At 60.4% G+C, this 17,813-nt stretch carries 22 protein-coding genes and 1 tRNA gene; 20 read left to right on the forward strand and 3 right to left on the reverse strand.

The window, feature by feature from the left end; genetic code table 11:
* The first annotated feature begins 610 nt into the window (after window positions 1-610).
* Together WM94_RS14935 and WM94_RS14940 are read left to right on the forward strand one after the other, a co-directional pair.
* Window positions 611-1,030, forward strand: a complete 420-nt coding sequence (locus tag WM94_RS14935; protein WP_039613962.1) for an HIT domain-containing protein — start codon at window positions 611-613, stop codon at window positions 1,028-1,030.
* A gap of 1 nt (window position 1,031) precedes the next feature.
* Window positions 1,032-1,238, forward strand: coding sequence for a SlyX family protein (locus WM94_RS14940; RefSeq protein WP_061551555.1), 207 nt, complete (start codon window positions 1,032-1,034; stop codon window positions 1,236-1,238).
* 63 nt (window positions 1,239-1,301) lie between these two features.
* On the opposite strand, the gene WM94_RS31020 is transcribed toward WM94_RS14940, so the two are convergent.
* The gene (locus tag WM94_RS31020; RefSeq protein ID WP_039613963.1) at window positions 1,302-1,895 is read right to left on the reverse strand and encodes a cold shock domain-containing protein; all 594 of its coding nucleotides are present in this window, start codon (window positions 1,893-1,895) and stop codon (window positions 1,302-1,304) included.
* A 280-nt stretch (window positions 1,896-2,175) separates the two neighbouring features.
* Between WM94_RS31020 and WM94_RS14950 the strand changes: the two genes are divergently transcribed.
* The 18 genes from WM94_RS14950 (at window position 2,176) to WM94_RS15035 (ending at window position 15,893) form a co-directional block, all read left to right on the forward strand.
* On the forward strand, window positions 2,176-2,649 hold the full coding sequence (locus WM94_RS14950; protein WP_013973814.1) for a Dps family protein: 474 nt from the start codon (window positions 2,176-2,178) through the stop codon (window positions 2,647-2,649).
* Window positions 2,650-2,887: 238 nt separating this feature from the next.
* The gene (locus WM94_RS14955; protein ID WP_024087590.1) at window positions 2,888-3,217 is read left to right on the forward strand and encodes a ribbon-helix-helix domain-containing protein; all 330 of its coding nucleotides are present in this window, start codon (window positions 2,888-2,890) and stop codon (window positions 3,215-3,217) included.
* 92 nt (window positions 3,218-3,309) lie between these two features.
* The gene (locus WM94_RS14960) at window positions 3,310-3,531 is read left to right on the forward strand and encodes an FmdB family zinc ribbon protein (protein ID WP_003254776.1); all 222 of its coding nucleotides are present in this window, start codon (window positions 3,310-3,312) and stop codon (window positions 3,529-3,531) included.
* 95 nt (window positions 3,532-3,626) lie between these two features.
* Entirely contained in the window at window positions 3,627-5,402 is a 1,776-nt protein-coding gene (gene aspS, locus WM94_RS14965; RefSeq protein ID WP_023661313.1) for an aspartate--tRNA ligase, read from the forward strand.
* Window positions 5,403-5,516: 114 nt separating this feature from the next.
* Window positions 5,517-6,263 (forward strand): YebC/PmpR family DNA-binding transcriptional regulator, encoded by a 747-nt coding sequence (locus tag WM94_RS14970; protein ID WP_013973810.1) that lies wholly within the window; start codon window positions 5,517-5,519, stop codon window positions 6,261-6,263.
* A gap of 185 nt (window positions 6,264-6,448) precedes the next feature.
* Window positions 6,449-6,973: a crossover junction endodeoxyribonuclease RuvC gene (ruvC, locus tag WM94_RS14975; protein WP_004375291.1), complete on the forward strand. Its 525-nt coding sequence runs from the start codon at window positions 6,449-6,451 to the stop codon at window positions 6,971-6,973.
* Window positions 6,974-7,082: 109 nt separating this feature from the next.
* Entirely contained in the window at window positions 7,083-7,700 is a 618-nt protein-coding gene (gene ruvA / locus WM94_RS14980) for a Holliday junction branch migration protein RuvA (protein ID WP_015271473.1), read from the forward strand.
* Window positions 7,697-8,743: a Holliday junction branch migration DNA helicase RuvB gene (gene ruvB / locus WM94_RS14985; protein ID WP_061551556.1), complete on the forward strand. Its 1,047-nt coding sequence runs from the start codon at window positions 7,697-7,699 to the stop codon at window positions 8,741-8,743. Before ruvA ends, ruvB begins: the two co-directional genes overlap by 4 nt.
* Window positions 8,744-8,868: 125 nt before the next feature.
* Window positions 8,869-9,321, forward strand: coding sequence for a tol-pal system-associated acyl-CoA thioesterase (gene ybgC / locus WM94_RS14990; RefSeq protein WP_061551557.1), 453 nt, complete (start codon window positions 8,869-8,871; stop codon window positions 9,319-9,321).
* 2 nt (window positions 9,322-9,323) lie between these two features.
* On the forward strand, window positions 9,324-10,019 hold the full coding sequence (gene tolQ / locus WM94_RS14995) for a protein TolQ (RefSeq protein WP_015271471.1): 696 nt from the start codon (window positions 9,324-9,326) through the stop codon (window positions 10,017-10,019).
* A 14-nt stretch (window positions 10,020-10,033) separates the two neighbouring features.
* Window positions 10,034-10,486 carry a protein TolR gene (tolR, locus tag WM94_RS15000; RefSeq protein WP_003254760.1) on the forward strand — a complete coding sequence of 151 codons (453 nt, stop codon included), beginning with the start codon at window positions 10,034-10,036 and terminating at the stop codon, window positions 10,484-10,486.
* Entirely contained in the window at window positions 10,486-11,592 is a 1,107-nt protein-coding gene (gene tolA / locus WM94_RS15005) for a cell envelope integrity protein TolA (protein ID WP_061551558.1), read from the forward strand. The genes tolR and tolA overlap by 1 nt, the downstream gene beginning before the upstream one ends.
* Window positions 11,593-11,618: 26 nt before the next feature.
* Window positions 11,619-12,890 (forward strand): Tol-Pal system beta propeller repeat protein TolB, encoded by a 1,272-nt coding sequence (tolB, locus tag WM94_RS15010; protein ID WP_061551559.1) that lies wholly within the window; start codon window positions 11,619-11,621, stop codon window positions 12,888-12,890.
* 53 nt (window positions 12,891-12,943) lie between these two features.
* On the forward strand, window positions 12,944-13,444 hold the full coding sequence (pal, locus tag WM94_RS15015) for a peptidoglycan-associated lipoprotein Pal (RefSeq protein ID WP_003254755.1): 501 nt from the start codon (window positions 12,944-12,946) through the stop codon (window positions 13,442-13,444).
* A gap of 6 nt (window positions 13,445-13,450) precedes the next feature.
* Window positions 13,451-14,257: a tol-pal system protein YbgF gene (ybgF, locus tag WM94_RS15020; protein WP_004375252.1), complete on the forward strand. Its 807-nt coding sequence runs from the start codon at window positions 13,451-13,453 to the stop codon at window positions 14,255-14,257.
* 160 nt (window positions 14,258-14,417) lie between these two features.
* The gene (gene queE / locus WM94_RS15025; RefSeq protein WP_015271468.1) at window positions 14,418-15,065 is read left to right on the forward strand and encodes a 7-carboxy-7-deazaguanine synthase QueE; all 648 of its coding nucleotides are present in this window, start codon (window positions 14,418-14,420) and stop codon (window positions 15,063-15,065) included.
* A 17-nt stretch (window positions 15,066-15,082) separates the two neighbouring features.
* The gene (queC, locus tag WM94_RS15030) at window positions 15,083-15,757 is read left to right on the forward strand and encodes a 7-cyano-7-deazaguanine synthase QueC (RefSeq protein WP_013973801.1); all 675 of its coding nucleotides are present in this window, start codon (window positions 15,083-15,085) and stop codon (window positions 15,755-15,757) included.
* 60 nt (window positions 15,758-15,817) lie between these two features.
* A tRNA-Lys gene (locus WM94_RS15035) sits at window positions 15,818-15,893 on the forward strand.
* Window positions 15,894-16,213: 320 nt separating this feature from the next.
* On the opposite strand, the gene xerC is transcribed toward WM94_RS15035, so the two are convergent.
* Together xerC and WM94_RS29180 are read right to left on the reverse strand one after the other, a co-directional pair.
* The gene (gene xerC / locus WM94_RS15040; RefSeq protein WP_061551560.1) at window positions 16,214-17,557 is read right to left on the reverse strand and encodes a tyrosine recombinase XerC; all 1,344 of its coding nucleotides are present in this window, start codon (window positions 17,555-17,557) and stop codon (window positions 16,214-16,216) included.
* A 79-nt stretch (window positions 17,558-17,636) separates the two neighbouring features.
* Window positions 17,637-17,813 (reverse strand): IS3 family transposase (locus WM94_RS29180; protein WP_156485975.1); only part of this gene is annotated, 177 nt, incomplete at its 5' end.

Here is a 17,813-nt window from a genome sequence, read left to right on the forward strand (position 1 = left end):
ATGTCGGCGAAAATGTATAGCACGCTGACTGTTCTTGGCGATATGGGTATAAGCATCCTTTTCGGAACTTTTTCACCATGTCGCTTCTAGGTAGTTCCATGTCGCAAATCACGCCCCGGTTTAAGGGCCGTCAACACCAGCGCTGCTTCTTTCACCGTAATGAACCTGTAACTACCGATTCCGGTTGGGAAACTCCCTGGTAACCACTGTCGCTGTTGTTATTTGTCGCGTTCACCCGCCGATGCAGATGTCGTGCCGACTTGGCGTGAAAGGAATGCAACAAGCGTGCTCAAAATTCACAACGCTTCATGAAATTTTCACAAAACCTGCTACCGGGGGTCGGAAAGTGCCGTAAACACGGGGCGCGAGCCGCCTGATGCAGTAGTACAGTCAAGAATCATTAAATTTTGAAAAGCTGTCATGAAAGTCAATGTGTTACCGCAACTTGTTCATGCAGCGTCACCCGTGGGGTGACAAGTGTGGGGCGTGGGGTATCGGTAGCCTCATTTTGGTGCGAAAAGTAGCGCTGTGTTACCGGGAACGTGCAGGGTATCCTTGCAGGCCTGTTTTCCGCGTGAAGCGGGTTGGTTCTGCCAGAAGGAGATTTGCCGTGTTCGTCCTCGATTCGCGTTTGCAGCAGGATTCGCTGGTGCTGGGGGAGTTTGCGCTGTGCCAGTTGCTGCTGAGCAAGGATGCCAACTATCCATGGTTCATCCTGGTGCCCAAGCGCGCTGGCATCAGCGAAGTGTTCGAGCTCGATGCTGCAGAGCAGCAGCAGTTGTGGCAGGAAACCACCGGTCTGGCCGAAGCGCTGAAAGCCAGCTACAGCGCCGACAAGATGAACGTGGCTACGTTGGGTAATGTGGTCAGTCAGTTGCACATGCACGTGATCGTGCGCATGCGCGACGACGCGGCCTGGCCGGCACCGGTGTGGGGCAAGTGCCCGGCGACGGCGTACACTGACGACCAGGTGCAAGCCATCCGCCAGCGCCTGCGTGGGCTGCAGCTCGCCGGTTACCAGGAGGCCTGACATGTCGCTTGAATCACGAGTGGTCGAACTGGAAACCCGCCTGGCGTTTCAGGATGACACCATCCAGGCGCTGAATGACGTGGTGGTCGAGCAGGGGCGGGTGATCGAGCGGCTGCAATTGCAGATGGCGGAGCTGATCAAGCGTTACGAAGAGATGGTTGGCCAGTACGGCAGCGAAGGGGACGAGGCGCCACCGCCTCATTATTGATACCTGAACCCCTGCGGGAACGGGCATGCCCGCTCCCGCAGGGGATGGTTTCTGCAAACAAGATCAGCGGCGGGTTACCGCAACCACATCCTCGGCCTGCAGGCCCTTGTCGCGGTGCATCACGGAAAACTCCACGCGCTGGCCTTCCACCAGGATGCGGTGGCCTTCGCCACGAATGGCGCGAAAGTGCACGAAGATATCATCGCCCGAGTCGCGGGAGATGAAGCCGAAGCCTTTGGACGTGTTGAACCATTTCACGGTGCCGGTATCACGATTGCCGGCATCCTGCGCGGTATGCTGGCTGGCGCGTGCCTTGCGTGCGCTGCGGGCAAAGCCTACGGCCAGGTGCACGGCCACGGCCAGCGCTGCGCAGACCAGTGCGGCCAGGTTGCCCATTTCCGGGCGGGCCAGCAGTGTCAGGGTCTGCAGCACCACAGCCACCACCAGCAGGGCGCAGGCCAGATGCTGCAGTTGTTGCCGCGCGCCACGGTAGTACAGTGGCACGACGGGGGCCAGTACGAGGTTGAGCAGGCCGAGCAGGGCGAGGTAGACCGCGTCGGGTTGTTGCAGGAAGGGTAACGCATCGGTTTTCAGGCTGGGCATGAGCGATAGCAGCAAGGCTGCCACGCCCGTCACCAGATGGACGATCTTGAACATGGGGTTGGCTCACAGTTGATAAGGCCGATCACAGGAAGAGCTGGCAGCACGGTGCGCATGAGGTGTAGAGCGCGAACACGCGGCAGGCCAGCCTATGCACCCGGCAAATGGCAATCCGCACGGGTGGCACCATGCCTATTTAACAGTAAAGCCGCAGGCTACTCAAACCGCTGTCCCCGATGGGCGATGTGTTGCGCCATGTCACATGCGGTGCAGACCAAGTGTTGCTACAGTGGTCGGCACCCGCTTGGGTCTCAAGCCTTATGGAAAGGGGAACTTCATGGCAATCGATATCGGTATCAGTGAAGAAGATCGCAAATCCATCGTCGATGGGCTGTCCCGCCTGTTGTCGGATACCTACGTGCTGTATCTGAAAACCCATAACTTCCACTGGAACGTCACCGGTCCGTCGTTCCGCACCCTGCACCTGATGTTCGAAGAGCAGTACAACGAACTGGCGCTGGCGGTCGACTCGATCGCCGAGCGCATTCGCGCCCTGGGCTTCCCGGCACCGGGGTCTTATGCATTTTATGCGCGACACTCCTCGATCAAGGAGGAGGAAGGGGTGCCGCATGCCGACGAGATGATCCGCCAGCTGGTGCAGGGCCAGGAAGCCGTGGTGCGTACCGCGCGCAGCATCTTCCCGGTGGTGGACAAGGTCAGTGACGAGCCTACCGCCGACCTGCTGACCCAGCGCATGCAGGTGCACGAGAAGACCGCCTGGATGCTGCGGGTGCTGCTCGACGGCAAGTAGATACCCAACGCTGTACCGGCCCTTGTAGGAGCGGCCTTGTGTCGGGATGAGCTGCGAAGCAGCCCCAGCAATTTGTGCAATTGCACTCAAACCCTGGGGCTGCTTCGCAGCCCATCGCGACACAAGGCCGCTCCTACAGGCCCAGCGCAATTTGTGCAGGAAGATTTTGCCGCTGCTTTAAGTTCGCCCATCAGCGCTTCATAGGCCACCTGGTACCTGTGACGAGGAAGTGTGGCGCATGATGCAAGCAAGCAAACGTGTGGCTGGCCAGGGGCGTTGGCCGGGTAAACAGTGCATCGACCCGTTCAAGGCGGATTTCGACATGTTGCAGACCCAGCCCGTGTCACGCTCGGTGCGGCTCAACGGCTTTTCCACCTGCCTGCGGCTGGAGGCCGTCTACTGGGGTATCCTGGAGCGCATCGCCGCGGCCAACCGCTGCTCGGTCAGTGCGGTCCTGTCCTACGTGGACCGTGAGGTGCACCTGCGACAAGGCGGGGTGCGCAACTTCAGCGGGCTGATCCGGGTGATCTGCGTTGCCTGGCTGCTGGACCCGCCAAGTGTGCGCTGATCGCCTGGCGGGCTGCGCAGTGCTTGTTAACCATATATAATCCCGCTTTTTGCTGCCCCGGCAGCCAGCGTTGTGGTTGACGAGAGACACCCATGCCCCTTTATGACTATCAATGTGCATCCTGCGAGCACCGCATGGAAGTGCTGCAGAAGATCAGCGCCGCGCCGCTGACCGATTGCCCGGCCTGCCAGGCGCCGGCGCTGAAGAAGCTGCTGTCGGTGCCAGGCTTCCGCCTGAGCGGTAACGGTTGGTACGAAACCGACTTCAAGACCGGGGCGAAAAAGAATCTGGCAGGCGGCGACAAGGCCGACTGAGTTGAATGCTGTGACCGGGTCTTGCAGTATTAGCCCTCTCCGGGCGGCCAAGGCCTCCACCGAATACACGAATCACGAGAAGCGAAACCACCATCATGATGCGCAGCCATTATTGCGGCCAACTGAACGAGAGCCTGGACGGCCAGGAAGTCACCCTTTGCGGCTGGGTCCATCGTCGCCGCGACCACGGCGGGGTGATCTTCCTCGACATCCGTGACCGCGAAGGCATGGCCCAGGTCGTGTTCGACCCGGATCGCGCCGAAACCTTCGCCGCTGCCGACCGCGTGCGCAGCGAATACGTCGTGCAGATCACCGGCAAGGTCCGCAAGCGCCCTGAGGGTGCGGTGAATGCCAACATGGCTTCCGGCGCCATCGAGATCCTCGGCTACCAGCTGAACGTGCTCAACGAAGCGGAAACCCCACCGTTCCCGCTGAACGAATACTCCGACGTCGGCGAAGAAACCCGCCTGCGCTACCGTTTCATCGACCTGCGTCGCCCGGAAATGGCCGACAAGCTGCGCCTGCGTTCGCGTATCACCAGCAGCATCCGTCGCTTCCTCGACGAAAACGGCTTCCTTGACGTCGAGACGCCGATCCTGACCCGTGCCACCCCGGAAGGCGCGCGTGACTACCTGGTGCCTAGCCGTACTCATGCCGGCAGCTTCTTTGCCCTGCCGCAGTCGCCGCAGCTGTTCAAGCAGTTGCTGATGGTCGCTGGCTTCGATCGCTACTACCAGATCGCCAAGTGCTTCCGTGACGAAGACCTGCGTGCCGACCGCCAGCCGGAATTCACCCAGATCGACATCGAGACCAGCTTCCTCGATGAAAGCGAGATCATGGGCCTGACCGAAAGCATGATCCGCAAGCTGTTCAAGGAAGTGCTGGACCTGGAATTCGGCGAATTCCCGCACATGACCTTCGAAGAAGCCATGCGCCGCTACGGCTCTGACAAACCGGACCTGCGTATCCCGCTGGAACTGGTCGACGTTGCCGACCAGCTCAAGGATGTCGACTTCAAGGTGTTCGCCGGCCCGGCCAACGATCCGAAGTGCCGCGTTACCGCCCTGCGCCTGCCTGGCGGCGCCAGCATGCCGCGCAGCAAGATCGACGAGTACACCAAGTTCGTGGGTATCTACGGTGCCAAGGGCCTGGCCTACATCAAGGTCAACGAGCGCGCCAAGGGTGTCGAAGGCCTGCAGTCGCCGATCGTCAAGAACATCCCCGAGGCCAACCTCAACACCATCCTCGACCGCGTTGGCGCCGTTGACGGCGACATCGTGTTCTTTGGTGCCGACAAGTTCAAGGTGGTCAGCGAAGCCCTGGGCGCGCTGCGTATCCGCCTGGGCCACGACTTCGAGCTGCTGACCTGCGAGTGGGCACCGATGTGGGTGGTCGACTTCCCGATGTTCGAAGAGAACGAGGACGGCAGCTTCACCGCGCTGCACCACCCGTTCACCGCGCCGAAGTGCACCCCGGAAGAGCTCGAGGCCAACCCGGCCGTGGCCCTGTCCCGTGCCTACGACATGGTCCTGAACGGTACCGAGCTGGGTGGCGGTTCGATCCGTATCCACCGTAAAGAGATGCAACAGGCCGTGTTCCGCCTGCTGGGCATCGAAGCGGCAGAACAGGAAGAGAAGTTCGGCTTCCTGCTCGACGCTCTGAAGTTCGGTGCACCGCCTCACGGTGGCCTGGCCTTCGGCCTGGACCGCCTGGTCATGCTGATGACCGGTGCCCAGTCGATTCGTGAAGTGATCGCCTTCCCGAAAACCCAGAGCGCCGCGTGCGTCATGACCCAGGCCCCTGGCCTGGTCGACGCCAAGGCCCTGCGCGAGCTGCACATCCGACTGCGCGAACAGACAAAGGTCGAGTAAGCAGTCCCCGGGCGCATCCACATGGATGCGCCTTTGCGTTCCGGCGCAGGCAATTTCCCGTCCCGCCCCCTACAGGGGCGGGGCTGTTTGTGATTCAAAGGATTCGGAGTCGTTATGGCTGGTCATTCCAAGTGGGCGAACATCAAGCACCGCAAAGAGCGCCAGGATGCCAAGAGAGGCAAGATCTTCACCAAGTGGATCCGTGAACTGACGGTCGCTGCCAAGCAGGGTGGTGCTGACCCGGCATCCAACCCGCGCCTGCGTTTGGCGCTGGACAAGGCCCTGGGTGCCAACATGAGCCGCGACATCATTGATCGTGCCGTGGCCCGTGGTGCCGGCACCAACGAAAGCGACAACGTCGAAGAGCTCAGTTACGAAGGTTACGGCCCGGGTGGTGTGGCGATCATGGTCGAGGCCATGACCGACAACCGCAACCGTACTGCCGCCGCCGTGCGTCATGCCTTCACCAAGTGTGGTGGCAACCTGGGCACCGACGGTTCGGTGGCCTACCTGTTCGAGCGCAAGGGGCAGATCAGCTTTGCTCCGGGCGTGGAAGAAGACGCGCTGATGGAAGCGGCGATGGAAGCCGATGCCGACGACGTGGTGGCCAACGACGACGGCTCGTTCGACGTGTTCACCTCGTTCAACAGCTTCTACGCCGTGCGCAATGCCCTGGAAGAGGCGGGCTTCAAGGCCGCTGACGCGGAAATCGTCATGCAGCCGACCACCAGCGCCGAACTCGACCAGGACGGTGCCGAGAAAGTACTCAAGCTGATCGACATGCTCGAAGACCTGGATGACGTGCAGAACGTCTACTCCAATGCCCAGATTTCCGATGAGATCATGGAAAACCTCGGCTAAGGTGTCCTGGCGATCCATGCCAGTTCTTCAAGTTTGTCAGCGCCTGTACCGGCCCTTTCGCGGGTAAACCCGCTCCCACAGGTACTGCACCACATTCAGAGTCGGTGCAGTACCTGTGGGAGCGGGTTTACCCGCGAAAGGGCCGGTACAGTTTGCAGAGATGCATCAATTTTTCGACAGGCACTATGACTCTGATTCTTGGTATCGACCCCGGCTCGCGCATCACCGGCTATGGCGTGGTACGCCAGACCGCCCGTGGTTGCGAATACGTGGCGTCGGGCTGCATTCGCACCGGCAGCGGCGAGCTGCACGAGCGATTGCAGATCGTTTTTCGTGGCGTGGGTGAAATCATCGCCCAGCACGGCCCGGTAACCATGGGCATCGAGCGGGTGTTCATGGCCCGTAACGCCGACTCGGCGCTCAAGCTCGGCCAGGCCCGTGGCGCAGCCATCGTCGCCGCCGCCGAAGCCGGCCTGGAAATCGCCGAATACAGCGCCACCCAGGTCAAGCAGGCTGTAGCCGGTACCGGTGGGGCGAACAAGGAGCAGGTGATGATGATGGTCATGCACCTGCTGAAACTGACGCAGAAGCCGCAGATCGACGCTTCCGACGCCCTGGCTATCGCCCTGTGCCACGCCCACACCCGTTCCAGCCTGGTGCCGCATGGCCTGGCCACGGCACGGCGGCGCGGCGGGCGCTTGCGTCTGTAGGCGCTTCATGCGCTGATACACATTTTGTTCGGGTGATGCGTTCACCCGCTGCATTTGCTGATAGGGTTGAGCGGTCTTTGACCGGCTCCCCGAGAGGAAGGATCGGAACGTGATTGGACGTTTGCGCGGCACCCTGGCGGAAAAACAGCCGCCGCACCTGATTATCGACGTCAACGGCGTAGGTTACGAACTGGAAGTTCCCATGACCACGCTGTACCGTCTGCCCAAGGTGGGCGAACCCGTAACCGTGCACACCCACCTGGTGGTGCGCGAGGATGCTCACCTGCTCTACGGTTTTGCCGAAAAGCGCGAGCGCGAACTGTTCCGCGAACTCATCCGCCTGAATGGCGTAGGGCCGAAGCTGGCCCTGGCGCTGATGTCCGGGCTGGAAGTGGACGAGCTGGTGCGCTGCGTGCAGGCTCAGGACACCTCGGCTCTGGTGCGCGTGCCCGGTGTCGGCAAGAAGACCGCCGAACGCCTGCTGGTCGAGCTCAAGGACCGCTTCAAGGCTTGGGAAACGTCCCCGGCCATGTTCACCTTGGTCTCCGACGGGCCGCTGCCGGTCGCCAGCGCATCCACGGCCGAAGCCGATGCCGTCAGCGCCCTGGTTTCGCTGGGCTACAAGCCGCAGGAAGCCAGCAAGGCAATCGCCGCGATCAAGGACAAGGCCGGCCTGAGCAGTGAGGAACTGATTCGTCGCAGCCTGAAAGGGATGATTACCAAGTGATCGAAGCCGACCGCCTGATCGCCGCCAGTGGCCGCGACCGTGAAGAAGTCCAGGACCGTGCGATCCGCCCGCTGCGGCTGGACGAGTACATCGGCCAGCCGGTGGTGCGCGAGCAGATGGCGCTGTTCATCCAGGCCGCCCGTGGCCGCAGCGAGTCGCTCGACCACACGCTGATCTTCGGCCCGCCCGGCCTGGGCAAGACCACCCTGGCCAACATCATCGCCCAGGAAATGGGCGTGTCGGTCAAGAGCACTTCGGGGCCTATCCTCGAGCGCCCGGGCGACCTCGCGGCCATGCTGACCAACCTCGAACCGCACGACGTGCTGTTCATCGACGAGATCCACCGGTTGTCACCGGTCGTCGAAGAGGTGCTGTACCCGGCGATGGAGGACTTCCAGCTCGACATCATGATCGGCGAAGGGCCTGCGGCCCGTTCGATCAAGCTGGACCTGCCGCCGTTCACCCTGGTCGGTGCCACCACCCGTGCCGGCATGCTCACCAACCCGCTGCGGGACCGCTTCGGTATCGTCCAGCGCCTGGAGTTCTACAGCGACAAGGACCTGGCCACCATCGTCAGCCGTTCGGCCGGCATCCTTGGCCTGGCTATCGAAGACCAAGGTGCCTACGAGATCGCCCGCCGGGCCCGTGGCACGCCACGTATCGCCAACCGCCTGCTGCGCCGCGTGCGCGACTACGCCGAAGTGCGCAGCAAGGGCCAGATCACCAAGGCCGTGGCCGACATGGCGCTCAACCTGCTGGACGTCGACGAGCGCGGTTTTGACCACTCCGACCGCCGCTTGCTGCTGACCATGATCGAGAAGTTCGACGGAGGCCCGGTCGGCGTGGACAACCTGGCGGCAGCCATCAGTGAAGAGCGCCACACCATCGAGGACGTGCTCGAGCCGTACCTGATCCAGCAAGGCTACATCATGCGCACGCCGCGCGGCCGCGTGGTCACCCGACATGCCTACCTGCACTTCGGCCTGAACGTGCCCGGGCGCCTGGGGGAGGGTGGGGATTTTTCCGAAACGGGCGATGAGTGACAGATCGAAAACGGCTTTTCGTGGTCCTACCGCTGGCATGCCGAGGGTGCGCTGGCAATAAGACATTAATGAAGAAAAAACAGTTGCCACAGCGGATTGGCAAGCTGAGGAGTAAGCACTAGAGTATGCGCGCGCAAAATGGCCTGGAACCGTTCGCACACCGTTGTCGAGTCTATTACGAAGATACCGATGCCGGTGGCGTGGTGTATTACGTCAATTACCTGAAATTCATGGAGCGCGCGCGTACCGAGCGGCTGCGGCACCTGGGCTTTTCCCAGTCGCAGTTGGCCAAAGACAACCTGCTGTTCGTGGTCCACTCCAGCGAAGCGCGCTATCACGCGCCGGCGCGGCTGGACGACGAGCTGCGGGTGACCGCGCAAGTACTTGAACTCAATCGCGCCAGCCTGCGCTTCGTGCAGCAGGTCTGGCGGGAAAAGGATGAAACGCTGCTCTGCGAAGGGCAGTTCCTGGTGGCCGCCGTGCGCGCCGACACTTTCAAACCCCGAGCCATACCCCCGGAGCTGCGTGACGCCTTTGCGGCGGACGGCTCGGGTACTCAATCGAATGCAGGAGAATAAGCGTGGAAGCTAACGTCGTCGACCATACCTCCATGTGGAGTCTGGTCAGCAATGCCAGCGTGTTGGTACAGCTGGTAATGCTGACCCTGGTGGCCGCCTCGGTCACCTCATGGGTCATGATCTTCCAGCGCAGCACCATGCTGCGCGCCGGTCGTCGTGCGCTGGATGCCTTCGAGGAGCGCTTCTGGTCGGGCATCGACCTGTCCAAGCTGTACCGTCAGGCAGGCAGCAACCCGGACCCGGATTCCGGTGTCGAGCAGGTCTTCCGTGCCGGCTTCAAGGAATTCTCGCGCCTGCGCCAGCAGCCTGGCGTTGACCCGGACGCGGTCATGGAGGGTGTTGCCCGTGCCATGCGCGTAGCCATCTCGCGCGAGGAAGAAAAACTCGAGCAGAGCCTGCCGTTCCTGGCCACCGTCGGTTCTACCAGCCCGTACATCGGCCTGTTCGGTACCGTATGGGGCATCATGAACTCCTTCCGCGGCCTGGCCAGTGCCCAGCAGGCCACCCTGGCCACGGTTGCCCCGGGTATCGCCGAAGCGCTGATCGCCACCGCCATCGGCCTGTTCGCGGCAATTCCGGCGGTCATCGCCTATAACCGCTTCTCGGCGCGCAGCGAAGTGCTGATCGGCCGTTACTACACCTTCGCCGACGAGTTCCAGGCGATCCTGCACCGCAAAGTGCACACCAGCGAAGAGTAATCAGGTAGAAGCCCATGGCCCGAGTTCGCCACAAACGCAAGCCCGTCGCCGAGATGAACGTGGTGCCCTACATCGACGTGATGCTGGTACTGCTGGTCATCTTCATGGTGACGGCGCCCATGCTCAACCAGGGCGTCAAGGTAGACCTGCCCAAGGTTTCCAGTGAAGCCTTGCCGCAGGACAACAACGTCCAGATCCTCACCATCTCCATCAAGGCCGACAAGACCTACTACTGGAACCTCGGCAGCGAAGTCGATACCGACAAGCAGATGGACAAGGCCATGACCTTGCCAGCCATGACCGACGCGGTGACCAAGATCATTGCCGCCGGCCGTGACCAGGGCAAGCAGACCCAGGTGTTCATTCGTGGCGACAAGGCTGTCGACTATGGCGCGGTCATGGGTGCCATGGGCGGGTTGCAGAAGGCCGGTGTCGGTAACGTTGGCCTGATTACCGAGGCGCCCTGATGCAACAGCGAGAGCCATCCGCCTCGGAAAGCTACTTCTGGCCCAGTATCTGGGCCATCGGCCTGCATGTGCTGGTGTTCGCCCTGCTGTTCGTCAGTTTTGCCATGACGCCTGAGCTGCCGCCATCCAAGCCGATCGTCCAGGCTACCCTGTACCAGCTCAAGTCCAAGAGCCAGGCGACCACCCAGACCAATCAGAAGATTGCCGGGGAAGCGAAGAAAACCGCTTCGCGCCAGACCGAAGTCGAGCAGCTGGAACAGAAGAAGGTCGAGCAGGAGGCCGTGAAGGCCACGGAACAAAAGAAAGCCGACGCTGCTCAAAAGGCCGAGGAGGCCCGCGAGGCCGCCGAAGCCAAGAAAGCCGAGGCAGCTGCCGAGGCCGCCAAGGCCGCCGAGGCCAAGAAAGCCGCCGAAGCCAAGAAGGCCGAAGAGGCGAAGAAGGCTGCCGAGAAGCAGCAGGCCGACATCGCCAAGAAGAAGGCCGAGGAAGAAAAGAAAAAAGCCGAAGAAGAGGCCAAGAAAGAGGCCGCTGAAGAGGCGAAGAAACAAGCCGCCGAGGACGCCAAGAAAAAGGCGGCCGAAGAGGCCAAGAAGAAAGCAGCCGAGGACGCCAAGAAGAAAGCGGTAGCCGAGGAAGCGAAGAAGAAGGCAGCTGAAGAGGCCAAGAAAAAGGCCGCTGCAGATGCCCAGAAGAAAAAGGCACAGGAAGCGGCCCGCAAGGCGGCGGAAGACAAGAAAGCCCAGGCCCTGGCCGAGCTGTTGTCCGACACCACCGAGCGGCAGCAGGCGCTGGCCGACGAGCAGGGTGACCAGGTGGCCGGCGACTTCGACGACCTGATCCGCATGCGCGCGGCCGAGGGCTGGGCTCGTCCGCCTTCCGCGCGCAAGGGCATGACGGTGGTCCTGCAGATCAACATGTTGCCGGACGGTACCATCACCAGCGTCAGCGTGGCCCGGTCCAGTGGTGACGGCCCGTACGACAGCTCGGCGGTGGCAGCAGTGAAGAACATCGGTCGTCTGACCGAGATGCAGGGTATGAAGCCGAGCGATTTCAACCAATATCGTTCGTTCAAGATGACATTTACACCTGAGGATCTAGCGTTGTGATTAAACGTCTGAGAGGACTGCTGGTCATGCTGTGCTGCGTGGCAGGCATGGTCGTGGCAGAGGAAAAGAACATCCTGGTCACCAGCGGCAGCGACCGGGCCACGCCCATCGCGGTAGTGCCGTTCGGTCTGCAGGGCGGCAGCGTGCTGCCGGAAGACATGGCCGACATCATCGGCAACGACCTGCGCAACTCCGGCTACTACTCGCCGATTCCGCGGCAGAACATGATCAGCCAGCCGTCGCAGGCCAGCGAAGTGATCTTCCGTGACTGGAAAGCGCTGGGTGCGCAGTACGTGATGGTTGGCAGCATCGTGCCGTCGGGCGGTCGCCTGCAGGTGCAGTACGCGCTGTTCAACGTCGCCACCGAGCAGCAAGTGCTGACCGGTAGCGTGGCGGGCAGCGTCGACCAGCTGCGCGACATGGCGCACTACATTGCCGACCAGTCGTTCGAGAAGCTCACCGGCATCAAGGGTGCTTTCTCCACTCGTATGCTGTACGTGACGGCCGAGCGCTTCTCCACCAACAACACCCGCTATACCCTGCAGCGTTCGGACTATGACGGTGCACGTGCGGTCACCCTGCTGCAATCGCGCGAGCCGATCCTGTCGCCACGCTTTGCACCGGATGGCAAGCGCATCGCCTATGTCTCGTTCGAGCAGAAGCGTCCGCGCATCTTCGTCCAGCACATCGATACCGGTCGCCGCGAGCAGGTCACCAACTTCGAAGGCCTGAACGGTGCGCCAGCCTGGTCGCCGGATGGCACGCGCCTGGCGTTCGTGCTGTCGAAGGACGGCAACCCGGACATCTACGTGATGAACGTGGCTTCGCGCCAGATCAGCCGTGTCACCGCTGGCCCGGGCATCAACACCGAGCCGTTCTGGGGCAAGGATGGCAACACCCTGTACTTCACCTCCGACCGTGGCGGCAAGCCGCAGATCTACAAGCAGTCGGTCGGTGGCGGTGGTGCCGAGCGTGTAACTTTCGTGGGTAACTACAACGCCAACCCGAAACTGTCGGCGGACGAAAAGACCCTGGTGATGATCCATCGCCAGCAGGGCTTCACCAACTTCAAAGTTGCGGCCCAGGATTTGCAGCGCGGAAGTGTAAAGATTCTCTCTGAAACGAGTCTTGATGAGTCTCCCACTGTTGCGCCAAACGGCACCATGCTAATCTACGCCACCCGCCAGCAGGGCCGGGGAGTCTTGATGCTCGTGTCGCTTAATGGCCGCGTGAGGCTCCCACTTCCTACCGCTCAAGGCGAAGTCAGAGAACCGTCCTGGTCCCCTTACCTGAACTGATTGCGGCGTAATACTTTTGCTTAACACACTGGGGTTTCATTAGGAGTTTCACGATGGAAATGCTGAAGTTTGGTAAATTTGCTGCGCTGGCTCTGGCCATGGCCGTAGCTGTAGGTTGCTCCTCGAAGGGCGGTGACAACGCAGGCGAAGGCGCTGCTGTAGATCCGAACGCTGGCTACGGTGCCAACACTGGCGCTGTTGACGGCTCCCTGAGCGAAGAAGCTGCCCTGCGCGCAATCACCACCTTCTACTTCGAATACGACAGCTCGGACCTGAAGCCAGAAGCCATGCGCGCCCTGGACGTTCACGCCAAGGACCTGAAAGCCAACGGCAACCGCGTTGTCCTGGAAGGCAACACCGACGAGCGCGGCACCCGCGAGTACAACATGGCTCTGGGTGAGCGTCGTGCCAAGGCCGTTCAGCGTTACCTGGTTCTGCAGGGCGTTTCCCCTGCTCAGCTGGAACTGGTCTCCTACGGTGAAGAGCGTCCGGTTGCCACTGGCAACGACGAGCAGTCCTGGGCTCAGAACCGTCGCGTAGAACTGCGTAAGTAAGTTCTTATGCGTATGTGCCGCCGTGTAGTAACCGTCCTCGCACTCAGCCTGCCGCTCGCGGCCTGGGCTGAGGTCCCTGTAGTTGATGACAACGCAGGCAGCTATCCGCCTGCGGGTTATGGCACGAGCGGCGCCTATGCCGGGTCAGGGGCTTCGGCCCCTGCCTCTGCACAGGGCCAGCTGTTCATGCAGCTGCAACAGATGCAGGATCAGCTTTCCCGCCAGCAAGGCATCATCGAAGAGCTGCAGAACGATGTGTCGCGCATGAAGCAGGAAAACCTGGAGCGTTACCAGGACCTGGACCGTCGCATCAACAGTGGCGCCGCGCCTGCCGCGACCCCTGACAATTCCTCCGGTGGTGGTGCATCCAATGCCGCCCCCGATGCAGCAGCAGGTGCTGCTGCGCAACAACCGGCCGCCAGTAGCGAGCCCGGTGATCCGGCGAAAGAAAAGCTCTACTACGATGCCGCTTTCGACCTGATCAAGCAGAAAGACTTCGACAAGGCCAGCCAGGCGTTCAACGCCTTCCTGCGCAAGTATCCCAACAGCCAGTACGCCGGCAATGCCCAGTACTGGCTGGGTGAAGTGAACCTGGCCAAGGGCGACCTGCCGGCTGCCAGCCAGGCCTTTGCCCAGGTCAGCCAGAAGTATCCGAAGCACAGCAAGGTGCCGGATTCGCTGTACAAGCTGGCCGACGTCGAGCGCCGCATGGGCCACACCGACAAGGTCAAGGGTATCCTGCAGCAGGTCATCACCCAGTACCCCGGCACCTCCGCCGCGCAACTGGCCCAGCGTGACCTGCAGAAGCTCTAAGCAGTACCGCTTGAAAGAAACCCGCGCTTGTCGCGGGTTTTTTCGTTAGAATCAATGCCCTTTTTTCGTAAACACGCTGCTGCGGATAACGCTATGTCGAGTCCGCGACAGTGCCTGACGGAGGCGGGCAGCCTGTTTAGCTGTCACGCCCGTGGCGAGCATGCAAGACACATTACGCATCACCGAAGTCTTTTACTCTTTGCAGGGTGAAACGCGAACGGCTGGGTTGCCCACGGTATTCGTGCGCCTCACCGGTTGCCCCCTGCGCTGCCAGTACTGTGACAGTGCCTATGCCTTCAGTGGCGGCACCGTTCGCACCCTCGATTCGATCCTTGAGCAGGTCGCCGGCTTCAAGCCGCGCTACGTTTGCGTCACCGGCGGCGAGCCATTGGCCCAGCCCAACGCCTTGCCGCTGTTGCAGCGCCTGTGTGACGCCGGTTACGAAGTGTCGCTGGAAACCAGCGGCGCGCTGGATATTGCTGGCACCGACACCCGCGTCAGCCGCGTGGTCGACCTGAAGACCCCAGGCTCCGAAGAGTCGCACCGTAACCGCTACGAGAACATCGAGCAGCTGACCCGCAACGACCAGGTCAAGTTCGTCATCTGTTCCCGTGAGGACTATGACTGGGCGGTCTCCAAGCTGATCCAGTACAACCTGGCCGAGCGTGCCGGTGAGGTGTTGTTCTCGCCCAGCCACCACCAGGTGAACGCCAGCGAGCTGGCGGACTGGATCGTCGCCGACAACCTGCCCGTACGCTTCCAGCTGCAGCTGCACAAGCTGCTGTGGAACGACGAACCCGGACGTTGATTGAGGAGCAAGCACACATGACCGACAAACGCGCAGTAATCCTGTTGTCCGGCGGACTGGACTCGGCCACCGTGGTTGCCATGGCCAAGGCCGAAGGCTACAGCTGCTACACCATGAGTTTCGACTACGGCCAGCGCCACCGCGCCGAACTGAACGCCGCCGCCCGCGTTGCCCGCGACCTGGGTGTGGTCGAGCACAAGGTGATTGGCCTGAACCTGGACGGCATCGGCGGCTCGGCATTGACCGACAGCAGCATCGACGTGCCGGAAACCCCGGGTGAAGGCATCCCGGTCACCTACGTGCCGGCGCGCAACACTGTGTTCCTGTCCCTGGCCCTGGGCTGGGCAGAGGTGCTGGAAGCCCGTGACATCTTCATTGGTGTGAATGCCGTGGATTACTCCGGCTACCCCGATTGCCGCCCCGAGTTCGTCGAAGCCTTCGAGCGCATGGCCAACCTGGCGACCAAGGCCGGCGTCGAAGGGCAGGGCTTCCGCATCCAAGCGCCGCTGCAGAACATGAGCAAGGCGCAGATCGTGCAGGCCGGTATGGCCCGCGGCGTGGACTACAGCCTGACCGTTTCCTGCTACCAGGCCGACGATGACGGCCGTGCCTGCGGCAAATGCGACAGCTGCCGCCTGCGTGCCGACGGCTTCAAGGCAGCTGGTGTCGAAGACCCGACGCGGTACTTTTGAAAAAAGTCTGATGGGGTGTTGATTTCCCGTTAGAAATCAGTATTATACGCGCCATCCAACGGGTCGTTAGCTCAGTTGGTAGAGCAGTTGGCTTTTAACCAATTGGTCGTAGGTTCGAATCCTACACGACCCACCATATTCACAGCGGTTCGTATGTACTAGGAAGGGAAGGCCTGTCACAGCCAATCTAGTCGTGCTGCCGTCTGGAGCGAACCTTAGGCTCGCTTCAGCGTGATGTCAATATGAAATGGCCCGCAGCCTGCATTGGTTTGCGGGCTTTTTCGTTGGTCCAGCCAGCGTCAGCACCTGTCTTTACTCCGGTCTCACCTGTGCCCTGTGCTCAAAGAAAAAACATACAAGACAGCTTCGTAGCTGAGGCAGATCGTCGTTTTTCGGCCACGGCCAGTCCTACCTACTCCGGCATGCTTCAAAAATGCTGCAGTTATAGCTGAGGTTTCAGCTCCACCTATACGACCCGACGACGTTGACTGATGGCACTATGTCCATCAGCGCGGCAGGGTCGAAAGCGTCTTCTGAGAAACTGCATGGGGGGATGCCAAGGTCAGCCCATAGAGTGCCAGGTCCATCCCATCCCAATTCGTGTGAGAGCCCCGTCGTAGGTGCGGAAATTTGCTCCAGCGGATATTTCTTTGGGCGCTTGTGCTTTGGTAGCGCAGTGAGTAATTCGTAGGCCGTAGGTGCCTCGAGTTGGTGTAGGGTGCCAATTTCCGGGGGAGTGATTTCTGTGGGAACAGTCGCGGTATCCGCAAGGGGGGGCTGAGTTTGAACCTGCTCCTTTGGAAGCGCTTTCGGCTGGGGGAGTTCAGGCCGAGCAGGATCCTCTCGGCGTTCAAGTCTAATAGCCCCTTGGTGTAGACTACGCTCGTCCAACACAGCCCGCATATGTTCGTAATCGACTTCGATATAACTCATCGTCGTCGCTATGTTCGAGTGATTAAGCAGTGCCTTCGTCAGATGAATATTGCGCTCTGGCTGCCGCATTAAATCGGTAGCCAGCGTGTGTCGAAACCTATGAGGCGTCATTCGTATGCCAAACGCTTGAGTGAGTTTTTTGTACATATCCTCAATTTGATGAATGTTCATCGTTTTGGACCTGTAGTGGGTCGAGAAACGATTAACATTAAATAGCTGGTCTTCCTCGGTGAATCCTATTTTATGTGCGGCAGTAACGATTCTCTCTATATGCGGTTCAAGCCCCTTCATAATGGGGATACAGAATCCTCTGTGAGTTTTTTCTGTTTCTGCATTCACATAAATGAGCTTCTTGGTCCAGTCAATATCACGTAGTCTGATACATAGCAGCGCGTTGAGGCGTATGCCTGTGTAGTAGAAGATCTCGAACGTGGCGAGCCAAAACCATGCTGGCGTGATCCTCGCGCGCGCTCCAGTGGTCTCCTCTTCTGCCACAAGGCTGTTGAGCCATAGTCGTGCGCTCTTGATGGCATCGCTGTCAATTATCTTACTAGGCCGCTTTGGTGGTATCAGTGTGGTTTTTTTGAATGGGTTAGCAATGGAGTCTGGGAGTATTCCATACTCAACTCCATAACCCCACATCGTGCGCAGGTGATTTGAGTATGTATTCCAGCTACGCTTTGACAAGCCTCCTTCGATGAGTTTGTTTCGCCAGGCGAGAATGGAGCGCCTATCAATCGACTCGATTTCTACACTTTTGCCAAAGTTTTTTTCCAGCGACTTAATAGCCGCACCGTATGTCTTTACACTAGCCTGCCTTAAGTCATGGTCGGCCAAATATTCCTGTAGCAGATTCTGGGGGGTCATTCAGCAGTCCCCTCTTTCACCCTTCGTAAACTAGGGTTGTTCATAGGCTGCTCTGGAAATATGAATCGCCCCTGGTTTCCTAGACACTCTCCAAGCTCAGGAAATAGCGTTTCTCATACTCTATTGGAGACAGCTGCATAGCACTGCTGTGTCGGCGTTTAGGGTTATAGAACATTTCGATGTAATCGAAAATATCACTTCGGGCTTCTTCACGGGTTGTGTAGATCTTTCGTCGGATGCGCTCCCGCTTCAAAAG

Source organism: Pseudomonas sp. ABFPK (assembly GCF_001586765.1).
Lineage (GTDB): Bacteria > Pseudomonadota > Gammaproteobacteria > Pseudomonadales > Pseudomonadaceae > Aquipseudomonas > Aquipseudomonas asiatica.

Excerpts from the sequence above, each read along its gene's own strand:
- aspS (WP_023661313.1), top strand. The coding sequence starts at position 3,627 with ATGATGCGCAGCCATTATTGCGGCCAACTGAACGAGAGCCTGGACGGC.
- tolR (WP_003254760.1), top strand. The coding sequence starts at position 10,034 with ATGGCCCGAGTTCGCCACAAACGCAAGCCCGTCGCCGAGATGAACGTG.
- WM94_RS14955 (WP_024087590.1), top strand. The coding sequence starts at position 2,888 with ATGATGCAAGCAAGCAAACGTGTGGCTGGCCAGGGGCGTTGGCCGGGT.
- tolA (WP_061551558.1), top strand. The coding sequence starts at position 10,486 with ATGCAACAGCGAGAGCCATCCGCCTCGGAAAGCTACTTCTGGCCCAGT.
- ruvC (WP_004375291.1), top strand. The coding sequence starts at position 6,449 with ATGACTCTGATTCTTGGTATCGACCCCGGCTCGCGCATCACCGGCTAT.
- WM94_RS14960 (WP_003254776.1), top strand. The coding sequence starts at position 3,310 with ATGCCCCTTTATGACTATCAATGTGCATCCTGCGAGCACCGCATGGAA.
- pal (WP_003254755.1), top strand. The coding sequence starts at position 12,944 with ATGGAAATGCTGAAGTTTGGTAAATTTGCTGCGCTGGCTCTGGCCATG.
- xerC (WP_061551560.1), bottom strand. The coding sequence starts at position 17,557 with ATGACCCCCCAGAATCTGCTACAGGAATATTTGGCCGACCATGACTTA.
- ybgC (WP_061551557.1), top strand. The coding sequence starts at position 8,869 with ATGCGCGCGCAAAATGGCCTGGAACCGTTCGCACACCGTTGTCGAGTC.
- queC (WP_013973801.1), top strand. The coding sequence starts at position 15,083 with ATGACCGACAAACGCGCAGTAATCCTGTTGTCCGGCGGACTGGACTCG.
- queE (WP_015271468.1), top strand. The coding sequence starts at position 14,418 with ATGCAAGACACATTACGCATCACCGAAGTCTTTTACTCTTTGCAGGGT.
- ybgF (WP_004375252.1), top strand. The coding sequence starts at position 13,451 with ATGCGTATGTGCCGCCGTGTAGTAACCGTCCTCGCACTCAGCCTGCCG.
- WM94_RS14970 (WP_013973810.1), top strand. The coding sequence starts at position 5,517 with ATGGCTGGTCATTCCAAGTGGGCGAACATCAAGCACCGCAAAGAGCGC.
- WM94_RS14950 (WP_013973814.1), top strand. The coding sequence starts at position 2,176 with ATGGCAATCGATATCGGTATCAGTGAAGAAGATCGCAAATCCATCGTC.
- WM94_RS31020 (WP_039613963.1), bottom strand. The coding sequence starts at position 1,895 with ATGTTCAAGATCGTCCATCTGGTGACGGGCGTGGCAGCCTTGCTGCTA.
- WM94_RS14940 (WP_061551555.1), top strand. The coding sequence starts at position 1,032 with ATGTCGCTTGAATCACGAGTGGTCGAACTGGAAACCCGCCTGGCGTTT.
- tolB (WP_061551559.1), top strand. The coding sequence starts at position 11,619 with ATGCTGTGCTGCGTGGCAGGCATGGTCGTGGCAGAGGAAAAGAACATC.